Source organism: Paramesorhizobium endophyticum, assembly GCF_014640615.1.
Classification (GTDB): Bacteria; Pseudomonadota; Alphaproteobacteria; order Rhizobiales; family Rhizobiaceae; genus Paramesorhizobium; species Paramesorhizobium endophyticum.
Window position 1 is genome coordinate 85,058 of sequence record NZ_BMHH01000007.1, and the last position, 20,861, is coordinate 105,918.

Annotated in this window: 18 protein-coding genes; 16 read left to right on the forward strand and 2 right to left on the reverse strand. The window is 60.7% G+C overall.

Annotated elements, in window-relative coordinates; genetic code table 11:
• Positions 1-106: 106 nt before the first annotated feature.
• From lptF to IEX53_RS10560, 14 genes are all read left to right on the forward strand, one after another.
• The gene (gene lptF, locus IEX53_RS10495; protein WP_188824122.1) at positions 107-1,300 is read left to right on the forward strand and encodes an LPS export ABC transporter permease LptF; all 1,194 of its coding nucleotides are present in this window, start codon (positions 107-109) and stop codon (positions 1,298-1,300) included.
• Positions 1,297-2,385 carry an LPS export ABC transporter permease LptG gene (gene lptG / locus IEX53_RS10500; protein ID WP_188824123.1) on the forward strand — a complete coding sequence of 363 codons (1,089 nt, stop codon included), beginning with the start codon at positions 1,297-1,299 and terminating at the stop codon, positions 2,383-2,385. The genes lptF and lptG overlap by 4 nt, the downstream gene beginning before the upstream one ends.
• Positions 2,385-4,760 (forward strand): LPS-assembly protein LptD, encoded by a 2,376-nt coding sequence (locus IEX53_RS10505; protein WP_188824124.1) that lies wholly within the window; start codon positions 2,385-2,387, stop codon positions 4,758-4,760. Before lptG ends, IEX53_RS10505 begins: the two co-directional genes overlap by 1 nt.
• 112 nt (positions 4,761-4,872) lie before the next feature.
• Entirely contained in the window at positions 4,873-5,820 is a 948-nt protein-coding gene (locus IEX53_RS10510) for a peptidylprolyl isomerase (protein WP_188824250.1), read from the forward strand.
• Positions 5,821-6,051: 231 nt separating this feature from the next.
• Complete coding sequence (pdxA, locus tag IEX53_RS10515) at positions 6,052-7,062, forward strand: 4-hydroxythreonine-4-phosphate dehydrogenase PdxA (protein ID WP_188824125.1); 1,011 nt, start codon at positions 6,052-6,054, stop codon at positions 7,060-7,062.
• The gene (gene rsmA / locus IEX53_RS10520) at positions 7,059-7,880 is read left to right on the forward strand and encodes a 16S rRNA (adenine(1518)-N(6)/adenine(1519)-N(6))-dimethyltransferase RsmA (protein WP_188824126.1); all 822 of its coding nucleotides are present in this window, start codon (positions 7,059-7,061) and stop codon (positions 7,878-7,880) included. Before pdxA ends, rsmA begins: the two co-directional genes overlap by 4 nt.
• Positions 7,881-8,038: 158 nt before the next feature.
• Entirely contained in the window at positions 8,039-8,926 is an 888-nt protein-coding gene (locus IEX53_RS10525; protein WP_308429139.1) for a DMT family transporter, read from the forward strand.
• A gap of 1 nt (position 8,927) precedes the next feature.
• Positions 8,928-9,539, forward strand: a complete 612-nt coding sequence (gene mobA, locus IEX53_RS10530) for a molybdenum cofactor guanylyltransferase MobA (protein ID WP_188824128.1) — start codon at positions 8,928-8,930, stop codon at positions 9,537-9,539.
• Positions 9,536-10,045, forward strand: a complete 510-nt coding sequence (mobB, locus tag IEX53_RS10535) for a molybdopterin-guanine dinucleotide biosynthesis protein B (RefSeq protein WP_188824129.1) — start codon at positions 9,536-9,538, stop codon at positions 10,043-10,045. Before mobA ends, mobB begins: the two co-directional genes overlap by 4 nt.
• Before the next feature lie 190 nt (positions 10,046-10,235).
• Complete coding sequence (locus tag IEX53_RS10540) at positions 10,236-11,036, forward strand: transporter substrate-binding domain-containing protein (RefSeq protein WP_188824130.1); 801 nt, start codon at positions 10,236-10,238, stop codon at positions 11,034-11,036.
• Between the two features lie 410 nt (positions 11,037-11,446).
• A complete protein-coding gene (locus IEX53_RS10545; RefSeq protein ID WP_373288623.1) occupies positions 11,447-12,247 on the forward strand; it encodes a transporter substrate-binding domain-containing protein in 801 nt (266 codons plus the stop codon).
• A 229-nt stretch (positions 12,248-12,476) separates the two neighbouring features.
• Positions 12,477-13,199: an ABC transporter permease gene (locus IEX53_RS10550; RefSeq protein WP_188824131.1), complete on the forward strand. Its 723-nt coding sequence runs from the start codon at positions 12,477-12,479 to the stop codon at positions 13,197-13,199.
• Positions 13,196-14,035, forward strand: a complete 840-nt coding sequence (locus tag IEX53_RS10555; protein WP_236016128.1) for an ABC transporter permease — start codon at positions 13,196-13,198, stop codon at positions 14,033-14,035. The genes IEX53_RS10550 and IEX53_RS10555 overlap by 4 nt, the downstream gene beginning before the upstream one ends.
• Positions 14,036-14,054: 19 nt before the next feature.
• Positions 14,055-14,678: a glutathione S-transferase family protein gene (locus IEX53_RS10560; RefSeq protein ID WP_188824132.1), complete on the forward strand. Its 624-nt coding sequence runs from the start codon at positions 14,055-14,057 to the stop codon at positions 14,676-14,678.
• Between the two features lie 393 nt (positions 14,679-15,071).
• On the opposite strand, the gene IEX53_RS10565 is transcribed toward IEX53_RS10560, so the two are convergent.
• On the reverse strand, positions 15,072-17,531 hold the full coding sequence (locus IEX53_RS10565) for a penicillin acylase family protein (RefSeq protein WP_188824133.1): 2,460 nt from the start codon (positions 17,529-17,531) through the stop codon (positions 15,072-15,074).
• An 81-nt stretch (positions 17,532-17,612) separates the two neighbouring features.
• On the opposite strand from IEX53_RS10565, the gene IEX53_RS10570 reads away from it, so the two are divergent.
• Both IEX53_RS10570 and IEX53_RS10575 read left to right on the forward strand, forming a co-directional pair.
• The gene (locus IEX53_RS10570; RefSeq protein WP_188824134.1) at positions 17,613-18,482 is read left to right on the forward strand and encodes an NAD(P)-dependent oxidoreductase; all 870 of its coding nucleotides are present in this window, start codon (positions 17,613-17,615) and stop codon (positions 18,480-18,482) included.
• Positions 18,483-18,565: 83 nt separating this feature from the next.
• Positions 18,566-19,099: a chorismate mutase gene (locus IEX53_RS10575; RefSeq protein WP_188824135.1), complete on the forward strand. Its 534-nt coding sequence runs from the start codon at positions 18,566-18,568 to the stop codon at positions 19,097-19,099.
• 134 nt (positions 19,100-19,233) lie between these two features.
• Here IEX53_RS10575 and IEX53_RS10580 read toward each other — a convergent pair whose 3' ends face one another.
• Positions 19,234-20,772, reverse strand: coding sequence for a sensor histidine kinase (locus tag IEX53_RS10580; RefSeq protein ID WP_373288624.1), 1,539 nt, complete (start codon positions 20,770-20,772; stop codon positions 19,234-19,236).
• Positions 20,773-20,861 lie beyond the last annotated feature (89 nt).

Here is a 20,861-nt window from a genome sequence, read left to right on the forward strand (position 1 = left end):
CATTTTTAGCCAAAGGCCGGGTAGGTATGATAACGAGCACGGGACAATATCCGCCTGGAAACCGGGCGAATATGCTAACAGGGACAGGATGTAACTCTTAAACCACATGCGATTGATCGAGTTATACATCCTGCGCCGCGTCGCGCTTATGTTTTTTGCCGTTCTCGGGGCGGCCGTGGGCATCACCTGGACGGTTCAGGTGCTGCAACGCATCAACTTTCTCACGACCAGCGGCCAGACCCTCAATACGATCCTGCAGTTCAGCTCGCTGCTGCTGCCCTCGGCCATCCCGCTGGTGATGCCGTTCGCGCTGGTCATCGCCATCGCGCAGACGCTTTCGACCATGAACCAGGATTCGGAGCTGGTGGTGATCAACGCCGCCGGCAGCCCGCGCTCGGCGGTGATGCGGCCGATCCTGCTCTTCGCTGTTCTTATATCCATCGCCTCTTTCCTGATCGCCAATTTCGTCGATCCCTATGCGCGCATGAACATGCGCGAGATGATCGCCGATGCGGGGGCTGACCTCATCAATGTTGTGCTTCAGGACGGCACGTTCCGGCAGATCGGCGACAATCTTTATGTCCAGATCGCCGAACGCAAGGAAAACGGCGATATTGGCGGCCTGTTCATCGCCGATTCGCGCGAGCCCACGGTCGACCTCATCTATTATGCGGCGGACGGTCGCGTGGCCCAGACCAAGAGCGGCGAGGTGCTGCTGATGGAAAATGGCGAAGTGCAGCGGCGTGACGTGAAGACCGGAAACGTCTCAATCATCAAGTTCAACACCTATGCGTTCGACCTGAGCCAGTTCGCCTCGGCGGCGGATGAGAAGACCATCTATGCCAAGGACCGCCCGCTTGATTATCTGCTTCATCCCGACCCGAACGATCCGCAATTCCAGCAGAAGCCGCTGCGTTTCACCGCGGAACTGCACCGCCGGCTGACGGAATGGCTCTATCCAATGGTATTTGCGCTCATCGCGCTGGCGGTGGCTGGTGACTCGCGCTCGCATCGCGAGGCGCGGGTGTCGGCATCCTTCACCGCAATCACCACGTCGCTCCTGGTCTATTGGGCGGGATATTTCGCCTCCGAGCGTGCGGACAAGAGCTTCGACTATGTGTATCTCATGTATGCGATGCCGTTCGGGGTCAGCGCGGTCGCCATTTATATGCTGGCGACGGGGCGGCGCCTCGGGCTTCCGACACGATGGTCGGACCGGCTCCAGGACCGATTCGATGCCTGGGGTGCTGCCGTGACGGGCCTGTTCGGGCCGCGCAAGCGGGCAGGAGGCGGCCAATGATCGGCTGGACGCTGGGACGCTATTTCTTCACGCGCTATGTGAAGATGACGCTCTATTTCCTGCTGGGCATCTTCGCCCTGTCTCTGCTGCTCGATTTCACCGAGAATGCGGGCAAGCTTTCAGCGCTGCCCAACTATTCGGCATTGGGCGCGCTTGCCATTTCGGCCATGCGCATTCCCTTCATCATGCAGCAGATGATTCCCTTCGTCGCGCTGTTCTCGGCGATGGCGACGCTGATTTCGCTCAATCGCAAATATGAGCTGGTGGTGGCGCGCTCGGTCGGCGTGTCGGCATGGCAATTCCTGCTGCCCGCCTGCCTCGGCGCCTTCCTCTTCGGGCTGGCGTCGATCTTCATCCTCAATCCGCTTGCGGCCTACGGTTTCTCCAAAGCGGAGGAAATCCAGGCCTCGTGGACGGGAGCCCGGTCGACCGATTCCTCCGAATCGCGCGTTCCCTGGCTCCGGCAGAAGACCGACGAAGGCGAGACGATCATCGGCGCCAAGCACATCCTCAATCGCGGCGCGACGCTGGGTGATGCGACCTTCATCGAGCTCAACAAGGACGAGACGATCAGGGAGCGCTTCGACGCCAAAACCGCGCAGCTGGAGAATGGGTACTGGCAGCTCAGCGACGTCACACGATTCGCCGTGGCGCAGGAGCCGCAGAAGATCGCGCAGATGCGCATCCCTACCGAACTGCGCCCCGAATTCGTGGAGGAGCGGCTCGCCGCGCCGGAAGCGATTCCCTTTTTCGAACTGCCCGGAAAGATCAGAGCCGCCCGTTCGTTCGGCTATTCCGCCAACGCGTTTGACATGCAATTTCAATCGCTTCTGGCGTTACCCGCACTTCTTATGGCGATGACGCTGATTGCCGCTACCGTGTCGTTGAAATTTGTGCGATTTGGGCAATCTGGAACAATGATTCTGGGTGGCGTGATTGCCGGCTTCGTGCTTTATGTTGTGACTGTTCTGGTCAAAGCATTCGGGACCGCTGGCTTCGTTCCACCTTTCGTGGCAGCTTGGGTCCCTGTTGTAATCGCAATGTTCTTCGGGGTCTCCTTTTTACTGCACAAGGAGGATGGTTAGTGGGATTGAGTAAAGCCCGCACGGTGTTGCCGGCGCGGCTCGCGTGGTTTCTGCGCGGGACGGCCTTGGCATGCGCCCTCACGGCCCCTACCCTATCCGACTCGTATGCGCAGGCGCAGAGCGAGTTCGGCAGCTCGTTCCAAACCGACCCCAACGCCAAGATGGTGTTGCAGGCGAACGAACTCGTCTATGACAACGATGCCCAGGCCGTGACCGCTCAAGGCGCGGTAAGGATCGAATATGACGGCAACCGCTTGGTTGCCGACAAGGTGACCTATAATCAGCGTACCAACCGGATGCTGGCGGAAGGGAATGTGGAGATCGTCGAGAAGGACGGCAACCGCATCTATTCCGACAAGATGGATGTCACCGACGATTTCCGCGACGGGTTCGTCAACAGCCTGCGCGTCGAGACGACGGACAATACGCGCTTCGTCGCCGAAAGCGCCGAACGCAGCGGTGGTGAAATCACGACCTTCAACAATGGCATCTACACCGCTTGCGAGGCTTGCAAGAAAGATCCAACCCGGCCGATGCTGTGGCAGGTCAAGGCGCGCAAGATCATCTGGAACGGGACCACGAAGACCGTGCGCTTCGAGCGCGGGCGCTTCGAAATGTTCGGCATGCCGCTTGCCTATTTTCCAGCCTTCGAAATGGCGGACCCAACGGTCAAGCGCAAGAGCGGCTTCCTCTTTCCCGGCTTCCGTTATGACGAAGACTTGGGCTTCGGCGTGCGTGGGTCTTATTTCTGGAATCTCGCACCCAATTACGACCTGACCTTTTCCACCACTGCCTATACCCAGCAGGGCTTCCTGGGCGAGGTGGAATGGCGTCACCGGCTGGAAAATGGCAGCTATAATCTCCGTATAGCCGGCATCCATCAGAATAAGCCGGACGAGTTCGGTGGCGGCACCGTTGATCAGGTCAATACGGACCGCGGCATGGTCGCCTCCAAGGGCAAGTTCGAGATCAACCCACGCTGGACCTTCGGCTGGAACGTCATTGCCCAGTCGGACAAGAATTTCAGCCGGACCTACGGCCTGGCAGGGTACTCAGACCAAGTGATCAAGAACGAGGTTTACTTAAGTGGCCTGGGCGATCGAAGCTATTTCAACCTGCATTTCTATAAGTTCAATGTGCAGGAAAGCGTATTGCCCGGCAGCGAGTGGGAGATCAACTCCAGACAGCCCTGGGTGCTCCCGAGCATCGATTATTCCTATGTCGCGCCGGAGCCTGTCTATGGCGGCGAACTGAACTTCGACATGAATGTTCAGGGGATTTATCGCGAGAATGCCGACTTCAATCCCCCCAGTCCTTATACCCGCATGGGCGGCATCAACGGCACAAGCGGACGGATCACGGGCGAGGCGGAGTGGAAGCGTACCTTCATGGCGCCAGGCGGTCTCGTCATAACACCACTGCTGGCGTTGCGAGGCGACGGGATCGGTGTCGACAGCAATTTCGACACTTCGGCATATCAGCCCGACAGCACGATTGATGTCGTGCGTTCGGAGGCTTTCCGCGTCATGGCGACCGCGGGCCTCGAAATGCGCTGGCCGATCCTGTTCTCGACGACGAGCGCAACGCATGTCATCGAGCCGATGGCGCAAATCTTCCTGCGCAACAACGAACGCTACGCCGGACAATTGCCTAACGAAGACGCACAGAGTTTCGTCTTCGATGCGACGACGCTGTTCCAGCGTGACAAATTCTCCGGCTATGACCGTGTCGAAGGCGGCCATCGCGCCAATCTCGGCATCCGTTATTCGGGCAATCTCAACAATGACTGGTCGCTCTATGGACTCGCCGGTCAATCCTTCCAGCTTGGCGGTGTGAACTCCTTCGCCGAAAGCGATTTTGTCAATGTAGGCGCCGAATCGGGCCTGGAGACGGCGCGTTCGGATTATGTCGCGATGATCGGAGCCTCTAATAATCGTGGGCTGACGCTTGCGGCGCGTGGGCGGTTCGACGAAGAAACGTTTGAATTGCGGCGCGGAGAGTTGGAGGCGGCGCAGAGCTGGTCGCGGTTGTCCGTTTCAATGCGCTATGCCTATATCGATGCCCAGCCCCAATATGGCTATACGCGGAACCGTCAGGAAGTCGGCGGCGCGGCATCGCTGAAAGTGGCCGAGCATTGGAGCGTCTTCGGCGGCACCACCTACGATTTGGTTTCGGAAACGCTCACCAACGTGTCCGCTGGCTTCGCCTATGACGACGAATGCTTCACCTATTCGATGACTGTCAGCCAGACTCGCAATCCTCGCACCAATGGAGCCGTGGATGAAGAGCCCAAAACCACCATTGGCTTCAACATCGCGTTCCGCACGCTAGGCGATTTTGGATCGAGCACGGCTGCTCTCCCGCAGGATGAATAATGCAGGGTGTACGAGGGCAAGGGCAGTCATCGTTTCGCCGCACTGCGCCATTTATAAATATTGAAGAAAAATGTGTCTTGCGGCCAGAATCCGGGGATCGAGAGTTAAGATGATGAAACGAAGCAAGCGACTTTTCGCCGCCCTGCTGATAACCGGCATGGGCGTTGCGGCTATCGGCGATGCTTTCGTGCAGCCGGTCCAGGCGAACGAAATCCGGGTGCTGGTCGATGCCAATCCGATCACCAGCTTTGACATACAGCGGCGCGCGGCCTTCCTGAAACTGCAGCGCAAGACTGGCAATCTCAACGAGATCGCCAAGGAAGAGCTGATCAACGACATGCTGAAGCGCATGGAGATGAAGCGGCGCGGTATTGATATCTCCAAGAAGGAAATCGACGACGCCTTCGCCGGGTTCGCCTCGCGTAATAAGCTGACGCCCGCACAGCTCTCGGAGGTACTCAACAAGGCTGGCGTGACGCCTGAGCATTTCAAGACCTTCATCATGGTGCAAATGGGTTGGGGCCGGGTGCTGAGCGCAAAGGCCCGTTCCTCCGGCATGATCAGCGAGCAGGATGCAGTCCAGCGCATGCTGCAGCAGGGCGGGGCCAAGCCGAGCGCGACCGAGTATCAGCTGCAGCAGGTGATCTTCGTCATCCCCGCCGACAAGCGCAAGGAAATGATTCCGAGGCGCCGGCAGGAAGCCAATGCCTTCCGCGCTCGCTTCCAGAGCTGCGATACCACGCGGCAGCTGACCAAGGGCATGCTTGATGTGACGGTGCGCGACCTCCCCCGGGTTCTGGAACCGCAACTGCCCGGCGACTGGGCGGACGACGTCAAGAAGACGGCGGCGGGCCGGACCACACCGGTTCATGACACAGACAAGGGCGTTGAGTTCCTCGCCATCTGCTCGACGCGCCAGGTTTCCAATGACCGCGTCGCCCAGCTCGTCTTCTCCATCCAGGATGCGGAGAAGAAAGTCGGCGGCGACAATGCGGGCGAGAAGCTTAGCGAGGATTACCTGAAAGAGCTGCGGGCCAAGGCTCGCATCGTCAATCGGTAGAGCAATTATTGTTTTGATGGAAATGCTAGGCGCCCCCCTCTGTCCTGCCGGACATCTCCCCCGCAAGGGGGGAGATTACGCCTTCATTGATGCTCGGCTTCAATCGCCAGCGTTGCAGAATGAGGGCCGCGCGTCATTCCAGCCAATCTCCCCCCTCGCGGGGGAGATGTCCGGCAGGACAGAGGGGGGCGCTGTCTCGCCGGTGCGTCCCATTAAAGGCGGAACACTCCAATGCTACCGCTAGCCGTCAGTGGCGGCGACCCGTCCGGCGTCGGACCGGAAATTGCCATCGCCGCCTGGAAACGGCGCGAGGCGGAGAATATTCCAGCCTTTTTCCTCATTGCCGATCCAGACCTTATCGCCGCACGGGCGCGAAGCCTTGGCGAGACCATTCCGATTAAAATCTGCGAGCCGGAAGAGGCGGCGGCGCTGTTTGGCGATTTCCTGCCCATCGTGCCGCTGAAAAACCGCCAGATCGACAGCCCCGGCAAGCCGCGTGCCGAAAACGCCGCAGGGACGATCGAGGCGATCGAACGGGCGGTAACGTACACCTTCGAAGGGCGTGCTGCGGCGGTCGTCACCTGCCCCATTGCCAAGAAGCCGCTTTATGAGGCGGGCTTTGCGCATCCCGGCCATACGGAGTTCCTCGCCGCGCTTGCCGAGAAATATACGGGAACGCCCTCTACCCCCGTAATGATGCTGGCGGGGCCGCAATTGCGCGCCGTGCCGGTGACGATCCATATTCCGCTGGCGGAAGTGCCGAAGCAATTGACGACCCAAGACATCGTCGCCGTGTCGCGCATCACCGCGCGGGAATTGCGGGAGAGGTTCGGCATTGCTCATCCGCGCCTCGCAATATCGGGGCTAAACCCGCATGCGGGCGAAGGCGGCGCGATGGGCAAGGAGGACGATGCCATCATCCGTCCCGCCATCGAGACGCTGGCGGCTGAGGGCATTGCCGTGCGCGGCCCCCTCCCCGCCGACACAATGTTCCACCCCGCCGCCCGCGCTACCTATGACGCGGCGGTGTGCATGTATCATGATCAGGCGCTGATCCCCGCCAAGGCGCTCGCCTTCGACGAGACGGTGAATGTCACGCTCGGGTTGCCCTTCATCCGGACCTCGCCCGATCACGGCACGGCTTTCGACATCGCCGGAAAGGGCATCGCCAAGCCCGACAGCCTGATTGCAGCGCTCCGGCTCGCCCGCACGCTCGCGGACAATGCGCGTAACGCCGCATGAGCATCGACAGCCTGCCTCCCTTGCGCGACGTGATCGAGCGCCATGGCCTGATGGCGAAGAAGTCGCTCGGCCAGAACTTCCTGCTTGACCTCAATTTGACGGCAAAGATCGCCCGCACCGCCGGAGATCTGACCGGCCAACCGGTGATCGAGGTCGGCCCCGGCCCCGGCGGGCTGACGCGGGCGCTGCTCGCCCAAGGCGCGCTGGTGACGGCGATCGAGCGCGACGAGCGCTGCCTGCCTGCGCTGGAGGAGGTCGCAGCGCATTATCCGGAACGGCTCAATGTCATTTCCGGCGACGCGCTGGAACAGGATTTCGCCAGTCTGACGCCCGATGGCAAAAAGCCGCGCATCGTCGCCAACCTGCCCTACAATGTCGGCACGCAATTGCTGCTGAACTGGCTGCTGGCTGAGCCATGGCCCCCCTTCTACGCCTCGATGACGCTGATGTTCCAGCGCGAGGTGGCGGAGCGCATCGTCGCCAAGCCCGGCAGCGAGGCCTATGGCAGGCTGGGCGTGCTTGCGGGATGGCGGACGGAAGCGAAGATCGCCTTCGACGTGCCGCCGCAAGCCTTCACCCCGCCGCCCAAAGTGACCTCGTCGGTCGTGCATCTCATCCCGCGCGAGACGCCGCTCGCCTGCGACGCCACAAGGCTGGGCCGGGTGACACAGGCGGCATTCGGCCAGCGGCGCAAGATGCTGCGGCAGAGCCTCAAATCGCTCGGCGGCGAGGCGCTGCTGGAAAAGACCGGGATCGACGGCACACGGCGGGCGGAAACGCTGAGCGTGGAAGAATTCGTGGCGCTCGCCAACGCTTAGCTGGCGCGCTTTTCCTCCCGCTATTTCCTGATGAACTCCTCCGTAAAAAGCAGAAGACATCGCGCTATAAAAGGCATATTGGCCTATAGTCTTCTACTGCCTTCCTTCGGAATCATCCCATCGTGGCGCTTTCTCCAAATATTCGCAGCTCGGTTTACATGATGCTGGCCATGGCCACGTTCACGATCAATGATTCCATCACCAAATATCTCTCCGAAAGCATGAATGTCGGGCAGATCATGTTCCTGCGCGGTATTCTCGCCACCACGGTGGTGCTGCTGCTCGCCAAGCAGCAGAAGGCGTTGGTCGCGCCACGCAACATGATGCATCCGATGGTGCTGCTGCGCGCGCTCGGGGAACTCGGCGCGACCATCACCTATCTCGTCGCGCTGGCGCATTTGTCGCTGGGCTTCACCTCGGCGGTGTTCCAGTCCGTTCCGCTCGCTGTGACGCTGCTTGCCGCGCTTTTCCTGAAGGAGCAGGTCGGCTGGCGGCGCTGGCTTGCCATCACCATCGGCTTTGTCGGGGTGCTTATCATCATCCGCCCCGGCGCTGACGGCATCAACCCTTACGCGGCGGTGCTGCTCGTCGGGGTGCTCTTCACCGCCTGCCGCGACTTGGCGACACGGCGCGTGCCGCAGACGATGCCTACGCTGATGATTTCGGCGCTGACCTCGTTCATCGTCACGCTGACCGGCGCCTGCCTCATCCATCCCATGGGCGGCTGGGTTGAGCCAAGCTGGGAGGAAATCGGCTTCCTCATGGTCGCCTCGATCCTGCTCCTCATCGGCTATCATTTCGTCATCCTGGCGATGCGCACGGGCGAAATTTCCTTTGTCGCACCCTTCCGCTATACGAGCCTGCTCTGGGCGATCCTGCTCGGCTTCGTCATCTTCGGCGATATTCCCGATCTTCCCATGATCGTCGGCTCCGTTATTGTCGTCCTCAGCGGCATTTATATGCTCTATCGCGAGAGCGTCGTCATCAGGCGCGCGCGGCTTGCCGATAAAGCGTCGGAAGCGGCGGCGGTCAGGGAGGCGGCGTAAGATGGCCGCGCCGCCCAAGCTCATGGGCGTGATCCTCGCCGGAGGGCGCTCGACGCGCATGGGCGGCGGCGACAAGGGCCTCCTGCCTCTGGGCGGCAAGCCTGTCATTGCCCATGTCATCGCGCGGCTTCACCCGCAACTGCCCGATCTCATCATCAACGCCAATGGCGACCCCGCCCGCTTTCAGCCATTCGGGCTGCCGGTGGTGGGAGACAGGATTCCCGGCTTCAAAGGCCCCCTCGCCGGACTTCACGCGACGATGCGATATGCGGCTGGAAAGGGCGCGAGCCATGTGGTGACAACCGCCGCCGATACGCCCTTCCTTCCTCCTGATCTAGTAAGTCGCCTCGTGACGGCGGCAGAAGTAGCGGACATTGTGCTGGCGGCATCGGGCGGCAATGTACATCCCGTTGCCGGCCTCTGGCCCGTGGCGCTGGAAGCTGACCTTGCCGCTTTTCTCAACAGCGGCGAGAAGCCGGGCATGCGCGCCTGGGCCAGCCGATACCGTGTGGCGGAAGCTGATTTTCCCGACAACGCCAATGCTTTCTTCAACATCAATACGCCGCAGGACCTTGCGCGGGCGGCGGAATTGCTGGCAAAACTCAAGTCATGAGCGAACAACGCATTTTCGGCATCACCGGCTGGAAGAATTCCGGCAAGACCACCCTCACCGTCCGTCTCGTCGAGGAACTGACGCGGCGCGGCTGGCGCATCGCGACGATCAAGCACGCGCACCATGATTTCGACATCGACCATGAGGGCACCGACTCCTTTCGCCACCGCAAGGCCGGGGCGGGCGAAGTGGCCATCGTGTCCGCCCGCCGCTGGGCGCTGGTGCATGAACTGGACAATGAGGACGAGCCCTTGCTCGAAGCCATCGTCGCGCGGATGAGCCCCTGCGATCTCGTTCTCGTGGAGGGCTATAAGCGCGATTCTCACAAGAAGATCGAGGTGCGCCGCCTCGAAGGCCGCAAGGGCGAGCCGCTTTCTGCAAGCGATCCCAACATCGTCGCCGTCGCCGCCGATCACCCGGTTTCGGGCGAAAGCGCCCCGGTTTTCGATCTAAACGACATCATCCGCATCGCCGATTTCGTCGAGGTTCAGAGCGGATTGCGCTGAAAATGCGTCGATATGTCATGCGCACGGTTCTTCTCATCGGCGGGGAAAAGCCGCGAATAGCTGTTGCTTTTGCTCGTAAAATAGTGGGATTATTCGCCGATAGGCGTGGCTATACGCGCCTGCCGCCCGAAGGCTGAACCAAAAAGAAGACGGGGAACAGCCGGGCATGAACAAAAGGGGTCTAGACAAAATGCGTATTATGAAGCGCTTCGCTCTTGCAGCGTCCGCGGCCGCCGTTGCCTTGACGATGGGCGCGATTGCAATGAACACCGCCCAGGCGGAAGACAAGCTGAAGCTCACCATCGCCTCCGAAGGCGCCTACCCGCCCTTCAACACGCTGACGCCTGACGGCAAGCTGGAAGGCTTCGATATCGACATCGCCAAGGCGCTGTGCGACCAGATGAAGGCGGAATGCACCTTCGTGACCCAGGATTGGGACGGCGCAATTCCCGCCTTGCAGGCCGGCAAGTTCGATGCCTTCATCGCATCCATGTCGATCACCGACGAGCGGAAGAAGCAGGTCGACTTCTCCAATAAATATTACAATACCCCCCCGGCCGTCATCGCGCCGAAGGATTCCGGCATCGCGGGCGCGACCAAGGAAGCCCTCGCCGGCAAGACTATCGGCGCGCAGGGCTCCACCACCCACCTCACCTATGCTGAAAAGACCTTCACCGACAGCACGGTCAAATCCTATCCGACCGCCGAGGAATATTTCCTCGACCTGACCAATGGCCGTATCGACGCAGCGACCGACGATATCGTCGTGCTCAAGAAGTTCCTGAACACGCCGGAAGGCGAATGCTGCAAGGTTGTCGGCACCATCAAGCCGGTTGACGAGATCCACGGCCCCGGCGCCGGCGTCGCCATCAAGAAGGGCCGTCCTGAACTGGTCGCCAAGTTCAACGAAGCCATCGCCGCCATCCGCGCCAATGGCGAATACAAGAAGATCAACGACAAGTATTTCGACTTCGACGCCTACGGCGAGTGAGCCGGACCGTCTGATCGAGATTTGAATTTGAAAAAGCGGCGGGCAATTTGTTCCGCCGCTTTTGTTGTAATGGTGCGCCAAATACCCCCCTCTGCCCTGCCGGGCATCTCCCCCACAAGGGGGGAGATTGGCTGTCAGAACCACTTTCGCTAATCACCAACGTCGCAAGATTAGGTGCCGTCATCAATGAAGGTCGATCTCCCCTCTTGTGGGGGAGATGCCCGGCAGGGCAGACGGGGTTACTGTCCCGCCAAGGCTTCTAAGAGCAGGCGACACTTCGAACCCTATTGCTTTTAAACCGGAAATAATGGGAATATTCCTCCCATAGGCGGCTTTTGCCGTCACTTGAGTTCCATGCTGCATAAAAAGATGGGGAACGGCTTGGGACTTGCAGATACAGGAGTATCATCATGCGTATCATGAAGCGTTTCGCTCTTGCGGCATCCGCAGCCGTCGTCGCCGTGACCATGGGCGCTATCGCGGTCAATACCGCGCAGGCTCAGGACAAACTGAAGCTGACCATCGCTTCCGAAGGCGCTTATCCGCCCTTCAACACGCTTTCTCCCGATGGCAAGCTGGAAGGCTTCGACATCGACATCGCCAAGGCGCTCTGCGATCAGATGAAGGCGGAATGCAGCTTCGTCACCCAGGATTGGGACGGCGCTATTCCCGCCCTGCAGGCCGGCAAGTTCGACGCCTATATCGCGGTCATGTCGATCACGCCTGAGCGGGAGAAGCAGGTCGATTTCACCAGCAAATATATGAGCACGCCGCCGGCCGTCGTCGCGCCCAAGGATACGGATATCAAGGGCATCACAAAGGAAGATCTCGCCGGCAAGACCATCGGCGTGCAGGGGTCGACCACTTTTTCCAATTTTTCGGAAAAGACCTACACGGACAGCGATATCAAATCCTACCCGACCGCCGAGGAATATCAGCTTGATCTGGCCAATGGCCGTCTCGACGCGGCTGTCGACGATCGCGTGGTGATCGAAAATTGGCTGAAGACGGCCGACGGCGCCTGCTGCAAGATTATCGGCTCCGCCAAGGCGGACCCCGCGATTTTCGGCCCCGGCATGGGCATCGCCATCAAGAAGGGGCGGCCTGAACTGGTGAAGAAGTTCAACGACGCCCTCGCCGCCATCCGCGCCAACGGCACTTACAAGAAGATCAACGACAAATATTTCGATTTCGACGTTTATGGCGATTGAGGCCGCGTTTTGATGGAGGCGCCAACGGCCCCCTCTGTCGGCCTAAGCTTGCCGAAGGGCGAGCAAAGGGGGGGTACTGTCCCGCCAGCATCTGAATAAACAAAAAGCGGCGGAAGCGAATTCCGCCGCTTTTTCGGAGAAACCGGTTCATTTTGAACGCACCATCGGGTAAACGCCAGACCGGCTAAAGCGGTGAGTTGCTCTAGCGGTCCTGAGAGGGAAAAGGCGGATGGAATATTATGCGGCGCTCTTGAGCTTCGGCGAAGGGGGCTGGGGCAAGAGCATAGCCAGCGGCGTGTTCATCACGGTATCGCTGGCGCTGGCAACCCTGCCATTGGGCCTGCTGGCCGGTTTCTTCGTCGCCATGGGGAAGCAATCCAAGGAACCTTCCATAAGGCTCGCCGCCAATATCTACACCACCATCTTTCGCGGCCTGCCGGAACTCCTGACGATGTTTCTCGTCTATTTCGGCGCGCAGATGGGGCTACAGAAGCTCGTCTCATTGCTCGGAATCGACGCCACCATCGAGATCAACTCCTTTGTCGCCGGCATGGTGGCGCTCGGCGTCGTCTTTTCCTCCTATGCGAGCGAAGTGTTCCTCTCGGCCTTCCGCGCCATTCCCGCCGGGCAATATGAGGCGGGCTATGCCATCGGCCTTTCAAACGGGCTGACGATGCGCAAGATCATCCTGCCACAGCTCGTCCGCATCGCGCTGCCGGGCCTCGCCAATCTCTGGATGGTGCTGTTCAAGGATACCTCGCTCATCTCCGTCATCGGCCTTGCCGACATCATGCGCCAGACTGGCGTCGCCGCCCGCGTCACCAAGGAAGCCTTCCTGTTCTACGGTGTCGCCTGCATGCTCTATCTGGTGCTCGCCATCATCTCGTCTTACTTCATCAACCGCATCGAGAACTGGGCGTATCAGAGCCAGAACATGAAGGGTCGCGCATGATGACGACCGATACCGCCATGTCCCCCGCTGCAACGGTGCTGCGCCCGCCCGCCCTGCCCCGCCCCTGGACGGGCAAGCGCGTGGCCGGCTACATCCTCGTCGGCATCTGGCTTGCCTTCTTCGCGGGCCTCGCCCTTTATCTCTATGATGTCTGGAGCATCGATCTCATAAGCCGGTATGCGCCCAAATACTGGTCCGGCCTCCAGATCACCCTTGCGCTTGTCGGCATTTCCTTCCTGCTCGGCATGATCGTTTCGGTTCCCATCGCGATGGGCGGCCTGTCAAAGAACCGCTGGCTGCGCCGGCTTTCGGGCGGATATGTCTATTTCTTCCGCGGCACGCCCCTGCTCGCGCAGACCTTCCTCATCTATTACGGCTTCGGCCAGTTCCGCCCGGTGCTCCAAGATCTGGGGCTTTGGGTGTTCTTTCGGGATGCCTGGAATTGCGGCGTCCTCGCCTTCACGCTCAACACCGCCGCCTATCAAGCCGAGATCCTGCGCGGGGCGATCAAGAGTGTGCCTGTCGGCCAGTGGGAAGGCGCGGCGTCGCTTGGGGTTTCCAAGAGGGTGACGTTCTGGAAGGTGATCCTGCCGCAGGCGCTGATCGTCGCGCTGCGGCCCTATGGCAACGAGCTGATCCTGCTGCTCAAGGGCTCCGCCATCGTCGCCATCATCACCGTCTATGATCTGATGGGCGAGACGCGCCGCGCCTATTCCCAGACCTTCGATTTCCAGACTTATCTCTGGGCCGCGCTCATCTATTTCGGCATTGTCGAGATAATCCGCAATATCTGGGATTTCTTCGAGCGACGCCTGACGCGCCATCTCGTTCGCTAACCTCCATAGGGAAAAAGCCATGCTGAAAATCTGGGGCAGACCCAATTCGACCAATGTGAAGAAGGCGCTCTGGACGGCGTCCGAGCTCGGCCTCGACTATGAGAATGTCCTCGCCGGCGGCTCCTATGGCATTGTCGATACGCCAGAATATCGCGCGCTCAACCCCAACGGCCTCGTGCCTGTCATCGAGGATGACGGCTTCGTCCTGTGGGAATCGAACACGATCGTGCGCTATCTCGCCGCGAAATATGGGGCAGAGACGCTCTGGATCGATGATGTTGCCCGCCGGGCCGATGCGGAGAAGTGGATGGATTGGGCGAGCACCCGGCTATCGAACGCCTACCGCGACATCATCTGGCATGGGCTACGTCTGCCCGAAGATCAGCGCGACCCGGTAATCCTCTCCGCCGCCGTCGCCGCTTTCGCCAAGGCGCTGGAAGTGCCCGAGAAGACGCTGGCCGACCAGCCCTGGCTCTCGGGAAGCGAATTCGGCATGGGCGACATTCCGCTCGGCGTCTATATCTACTCCTGGGCGGAACTGCCGCTGCCGGGCCGGCCGGATTTTCCGAATCTGATGGGGTGGTATGAGCAGTTGAAGGCCCGCCCGGCGTTTGCGAAGACGGTGATGGTGCCGCTGACGTAGGAGCCAAGCGCCCTCGTGGTTCGAGGCGAATTCCGCTGCGCTCCATTCGCACCTCACCATGAGGGCTACTGAAGCGCCGCCGCCGCCCCCCTTCACCCTCATCTGAGGTGCTCGCGAAGCGAGCCTCGAAGGGCGAGGGTGAAGGGGGGCGCCATAGCAACAGTTTTATCTGTGAAGCACTCCAGCGCTGGCGGGACAGCGCCCCCCTCTGCCCTGCCGGGCATCTTCCCCCGCAAGGGGGGAGATTGCGCTTTCATAGATGCTCGGTATCAATCGCAAAGGGTCGAAAGCTGTGCGGTAAATGCCATATCAGCCAATCTCCCCCCTTGCGGGGGAGATGTCCGGCAGGACAGGGGGGGGGCGCTGTCCCGCCGACCTCTGCGTATTAGGCTGTCACCTCGGCTCCAGCCGCCATGTCCCCAGCGCGCCATCACGATACGCATCCTCCGCCACGGGAATGGTGAACGCCTCGATATTGCCCCAGCGCGCGGCGAAATCCCGATAATGCGGTGAGAGCACATTGCCCGACTGGCCGGTGGTCTGGATATAGGTGGAACGGTCGAGGTCGGCCAAGTCGAATATGCCTCGATAGCTGGTGCCGTGAGTGGCGCGGTAGGGATTGACGTCGTCGTTCCAGTTCGAGGTGCCGCGGTCAAGCGTAAAGGCGCCGCCAGACATCGGCTCGTTCACATCGAAAATCCGGTTGAGCGGGCTTACCCGCGCGAAGGGCCGGTGTGCGCCATAGGCGTAATGCAGGGCGCCCCAAGCCCATTTGCTGCGGTCGGGTCCGAGGCGCGTTTCGAGGTCGCTCAACGCGTCCTTGAGGGCGAGCGCCAGTTCGTCGGCGCAGCTTTCCTTTTCCGGTGTCCGGCGGTCGTCGCACCAGTCGCGCGCCGGATCAGGAGCGAGCCAGCGAAGCATGGCGCTTGCCCGCGCCTTCCAGTAATCGGGAAAGGCCTCGCCCAGATCGTCGGCGATGATGCGCCTCGTGGCGGCGCGAAGCCATGCCTCGAAGATGAGCGACTCGCTGCGCGTCCTGTCCTGCCGGTAATCCCAGCGCTGGAGCGCCGTGACGGCCTCCCGGTCCACGTCGCTGCGCCCCTCGACCAGCTTGAGCATGACCGGCCCGAGCGCCGCATAGGCCGGGGAATAATCGTCGCCTTGCGCCTCGCGATTGGTTTCGAGCGTCTGCCGGGCATTGCTGTCGAGCAGCAGCGTGTTGATACGCTCCTGCCGCCATGGCTCGTCCCAGTCGAAGGTGATGAACGGCTTATAGCTCGAATCGACAATCTTCGTATTGGCCGTGCCGATGCCGCCGCGCGGGGGATTATACTGGCGCGGTAATTCCTCGTAGGGGATATAGCCCTTCCAGTCATAGGTGGCGTCCCAGCCGGGCACCGGCGCGCGGCCCATGACCAGGTTTGCGGGATCGCGCACCGGCACGCGGCCCGGCGCGATAAGGCCGATATTACCGTCGACATCGGCCACGACCATCGACTGCATCGGCGTCACGAAATCCCGCACAATCTCAAAATACTCCGTCACCGACCCCGCATGCCACAGGCCGAACCCCGCCGACATCGTCGTGTCATCGGTGGCGAAGGCCGTCCATTGCAAAGCTGCCACGGTTCCCTCGGGCAGGTAGCGCTGGATGCCGCGATAGCTCCCCGGCAGTACCGGGCCGTGCCGGGTCACGCGGCGCTCGAATGTCCTATCGGGGACGCCCTTGACCTTGATCGTTTCCGTCCGCTTGTCGAAAGAGCGATAGCCGTCCGGCGTCAGATATTCATCCGGATTTTCCGGATTGATCCGCTCGATGAAAAGGTCCTGCACATCCGGATCCGTATTGGTGAAACCCCAGGCCACGCGATCGTTGCGCCCGAGGAAGACCAGCGGCGTGCCGGGCAAAGTGACGCCGACGACATTGCGCGTCTCACCATCAGGCGTCTTCACCTGCAAATGCGCCAGATACCAGAGCGAGGGGGCGGAGAATTCCAGATGCGGATCGTTGGCGAGTATCGGCTTTCCGGTCTCCGTCTTATCGCCCGAAAGCACCCAATTGTTCGATGCGCCCTTGCCCATCAAGGCGTCGATGGCGGCAAAACGTTGCTCTTCGGCCAGCGACGCCGCATCGATCGGCCCGCTGGCGAGGCCGAGCAGGTTTTTGAGGTCCGGCAGGGGCGGCGGATTGTCGGCCTTGAGCGGCGGCAGAAGGTCATCTATTTCAGCATCCGTCATCCCGAGGCGCGCGAATTTGAGCCGTTCGATCTCCTGCGCCATGTTGGCGCCGAGCGAGAGCGACATCATCTTGACGGCGGCGACCACGTCGGCGGGCCGCCATGGCGCCGGCTTGTGGCTGAGAATGACGAATTCAGGCGAATATTTCGAGGCGAACGGCCTGCCCGGCGCATCGATGAAGGCGTTGATGCCCTTGGCATAAGCCTCGATCACCGCCCGGTCGCTCTGCGTCAGTGCATTCAGTGACTGGGCGGCAGCGCCATGGAGATCAAGAGTGCGCAGGAAGATATCGGTGCCAACAGTCGTTTCGCCGAAGAGCTCCGAAAGCCGCCCTTGCGCGGCCATGCGCGCGACCTCCATCTGCCACAGCCGCTCCTGCGCATGCACAAAGCCCAGCGCCATCGCCACATCCGGGAGCGATGCGCCCGATATATGCGGCACATCGTTGCGGTCTCGCACGATGGTCACCGGCGCGGTAAGCCCCTCCAGTTGCGCCTCGCCATCAGGCCGGGTGACGGACCGGCCGATCCAGACGAAGAACGCCGCCGCTGCCAGCAATGCGAGGGGAACGAGAAAGAACAGAAGCCACAAAAGAACTTTGATGATGCGACGCATTCGCCTAGTTTCCCTCTCAAGATCGTAGACTCACCGCTAGACGAAGCATCCCACACTATTGGTTGAAGAGGAATATGGGCCGTGACGACAGTTGCATTCATCGGTTTGGGCGTAATGGGTTATCCAATGGCCGGCCATCTGAAGACGCGCGGCAGATATGATGTCACAGTCTATAACCGCACGGCGGCCAAGGCCGAAAAATGGGCGCAGGAATTCGGCGGGGCATATGCCGCTACCCCGGCGGAGGCGGCGAAAGACAAGGATTTCGTCTTCTCATGCGTCGGCAATGATGAGGATCTGCGGCAGGTGACGACCAGCGAGGACGGCGCTTTTTCCACTATGAAGCCGGGCGCTGTTTTCATCGACAACACCACCGCATCGGCGGAAGTGGCCCGCGAGCTTGCGGTAAAGGCCGAGGAGCGCGGTTTCCATTTCCTCGATGCGCCGGTATCCGGCGGTCAGGCTGGGGCGGAAAACGGCGTGCTCACGGTGATGGTTGGCGGAGACGAGGCGGTTTTCGAGCGCGCAAAGCCTGTTATCAGCGCTTTCGCGCGCTCCGTCGGCCTGATGGGACCGTCAGGTGCAGGGCAATTGACCAAGATGGTCAACCAGATCTGCATTGCCGGAATCGTCCAGGGACTGGCCGAAGGCATCCACTTCGGAAAGCAAGCGGGACTCGACATCGAAAAAGTAGTGGAAACCATTTCCAAGGGGGCGGCAGGCTCCTGGCAGATGGAAAACCGCTCCCACACGATGAATGAGGGCAAATATGATTTCGGGTTCGCCGTGGACTGGATGCGCAAGGACCTCGGCATTTGCCTCGCCGAAGCCGACCGCAACGGCGCGGCGCTTCCCCTTACCGCTCTCGTCGATCAATTCTACAAGGAAGTTCAGAAAATAGGCGGCGGGCGCTGGGACACGTCTTCCCTGCTGGCGCGACTTGAAAGATAAGCGAAGCGTATCAGAAATAAATGGACTGATATTCATGGATAAGGCAAGTTTTCCACAGACTGTTACTTATGGGGATAAATGCCTTGCTTAGACTGTTATTCATCATCGCCATCCTCATAACCCCTTCCATGGCTGGTGCGGCCGAAGACCAGAAGCTCTTCAGCCTCATCGACCAGCGGCTGGCCTATATGAAGGATGTGGCTGCCTATAAGGCGGCAAGCCATCAGCCGGTCGAGGATATCGCGCAGGAAGAGAAGGTCATCGCGGCCTCGAAAGCCGAAGCGGGCAGAATCGGCCTTGCGCCGGACTCCATCGGCCCGTTTCTGCGCGCCCAGATCGACGCCGCCAAGGCCATCCAATACCGCTACCGCGCCGACTGGATGTCCGTTCCGCGAGAGAATACGAAGCCCATTCCGCTTCCCGTGCTGCGCGCGCGCATTGGCGAAACGGGAGATGCGATTTTGAGGCAGTTGCAGGCAGTGCTGGTTTCGCAAGGGCGGATCAGGCCGGGCCAGCGGGCGCTTTTCGACAGGATGGTCGATGAGCCCAAGCTCACGGCTGCGGACAAGAAAAAGCTGTTCGAGGCGCTGCGGAAGGTTTCGCTGAGGAAGGGGTAGGCTGGAAAGCAAATCATGTTTTGATGGAACCGCGAGGCGCCCCCCTCTGCCCTGCCGGGCATCTCCCCGCAAGGGGGAGATGCCCGGCAGGGCAGAGGGGGGCGCTGTCCCGCTACCGTTCAATTTGAAAGGCTCTAAGCAGCAGCCCTCGACCCCTTCGCTGCTCTCTTGGCCGGACGTGTCTTCGGCTTGATCGCGGGCATTGCTTCCATGACGCGGGCGGCGGGGAAGATGGCTATGCCTTCGGTACCCTCGCGCAATTTCGAGTAAAGCCGGAACTCGCCGCCATGCATGGCCATCAGCGCCTGGACGATCGGCAGGCCGAGGCCGGTGCCCTGCTCCGCACTCTTGATGGCGATGCTGCCCTGCCCGAAGGCTGAAAGCACGATGGGGATCTCTTCCTGCGGGATGCCGGGGCCGTTGTCGCGGACCGAGATATATTGTCCGCCGCCCGCCGTCCATCCGACCTTGACCTGGATTTCCCCATTCGCCGGGGTGAACTTCACCGCATTCGACAGAAGGTTCAGCACGATCTGGCGGACAGAACGGATATCCGCCCATAGCAGCGGCAATTCCTGTTCGAAATGCTCCGTCAGCTTGATGTTCTTCTTCTGCAGCTTGATCTGCATCAGGTGGATGCTCTCGTTCACCGCATCCACCAGTTGCACCGGCTCCTCATTGAGCGTGTAGCGTCCCGCCTCGACGCGGCTCAGGTCCAGTATCTCATTGATCAGGTTTAGCAGATGCTGGCCGGAGGTGTGGATGTCGCGCGCATAATCGCGATAGGTGTCGTTGGCCATCCTGCCCAGTATTTCCTTGGACATGACCTCGGAGAAGCCCAGGATGGCGTTCAGCGGCGTGCGCAGCTCATGGCTCATCGAGGCCAGAAAGCGAGATTTGGCGAGATTGGCCTCCTCCGCCCGGCGGCGGGCCTCGTCGGACATGGCGTTGGCGGTTTCGAGCTCCGCGATCAGCGCATCCTTCTCGCTCTGGAAAGCGAGCGTCATGCGCGCAGAGCGGTTGAAATGGGTGGCGATGTAGGTGAAGAAAATCAGCGCCATGACCAGCATCACCACCATGGTGGCATGGAAGGTGGGGGGCAGTTCCCGGCCGGTGGTCAGGCTGTAGGTCACGATGGGCAATGCGAAGGCGGCAACGGTCGCGCCGCGCAGCGCCGAGCAGATGATCGCGGTCGCGGCCATCGCCACCAGCAAGACCAGCGCCTGCGCGAAGGGGAAAAAGTCGATGCCGCATGTGGTGCAGCGGACCGATGCGAAATAGGCCCAGCCAATGCCCGTCAGCGCATGGCCGGCAAAGAAGATGTTCTTCCACTGCTCGATATCGAGCGCTTCCTGCGGCGTGTTGATGAACTTGTGGGCGGAAAGCATCAGGAAGGAGAAACAGCCGATGGTGAGCACCAGCCAGATCACCATCTGTTTTTCGAGGCCGACCACAAATCCCGCCGCCGCCACCATGGCCACGAGAAGCCCGATGGGAACGGCGCTCGCCACTACCGCCCGGGCATATATCCGCAGGATTTCATATTCGTAATTGGCCTGTCCGGCCTTTTCGAGCAGGCGGTCGCGGGTTTTCCGCATGGTCTTCGCAAGCTCGGGATTTCGCGGGACGCGGCGGCGGTCGACGACATTCTTGTCGATAAGCGGGGATGACATTGTCATTTCCGCAGTTTCCGCCTCATGTTCCACAGCCCAGGATCGATCACAGAGGGGCAGAATATGGAGAAATGATTAAAAGAACCTCA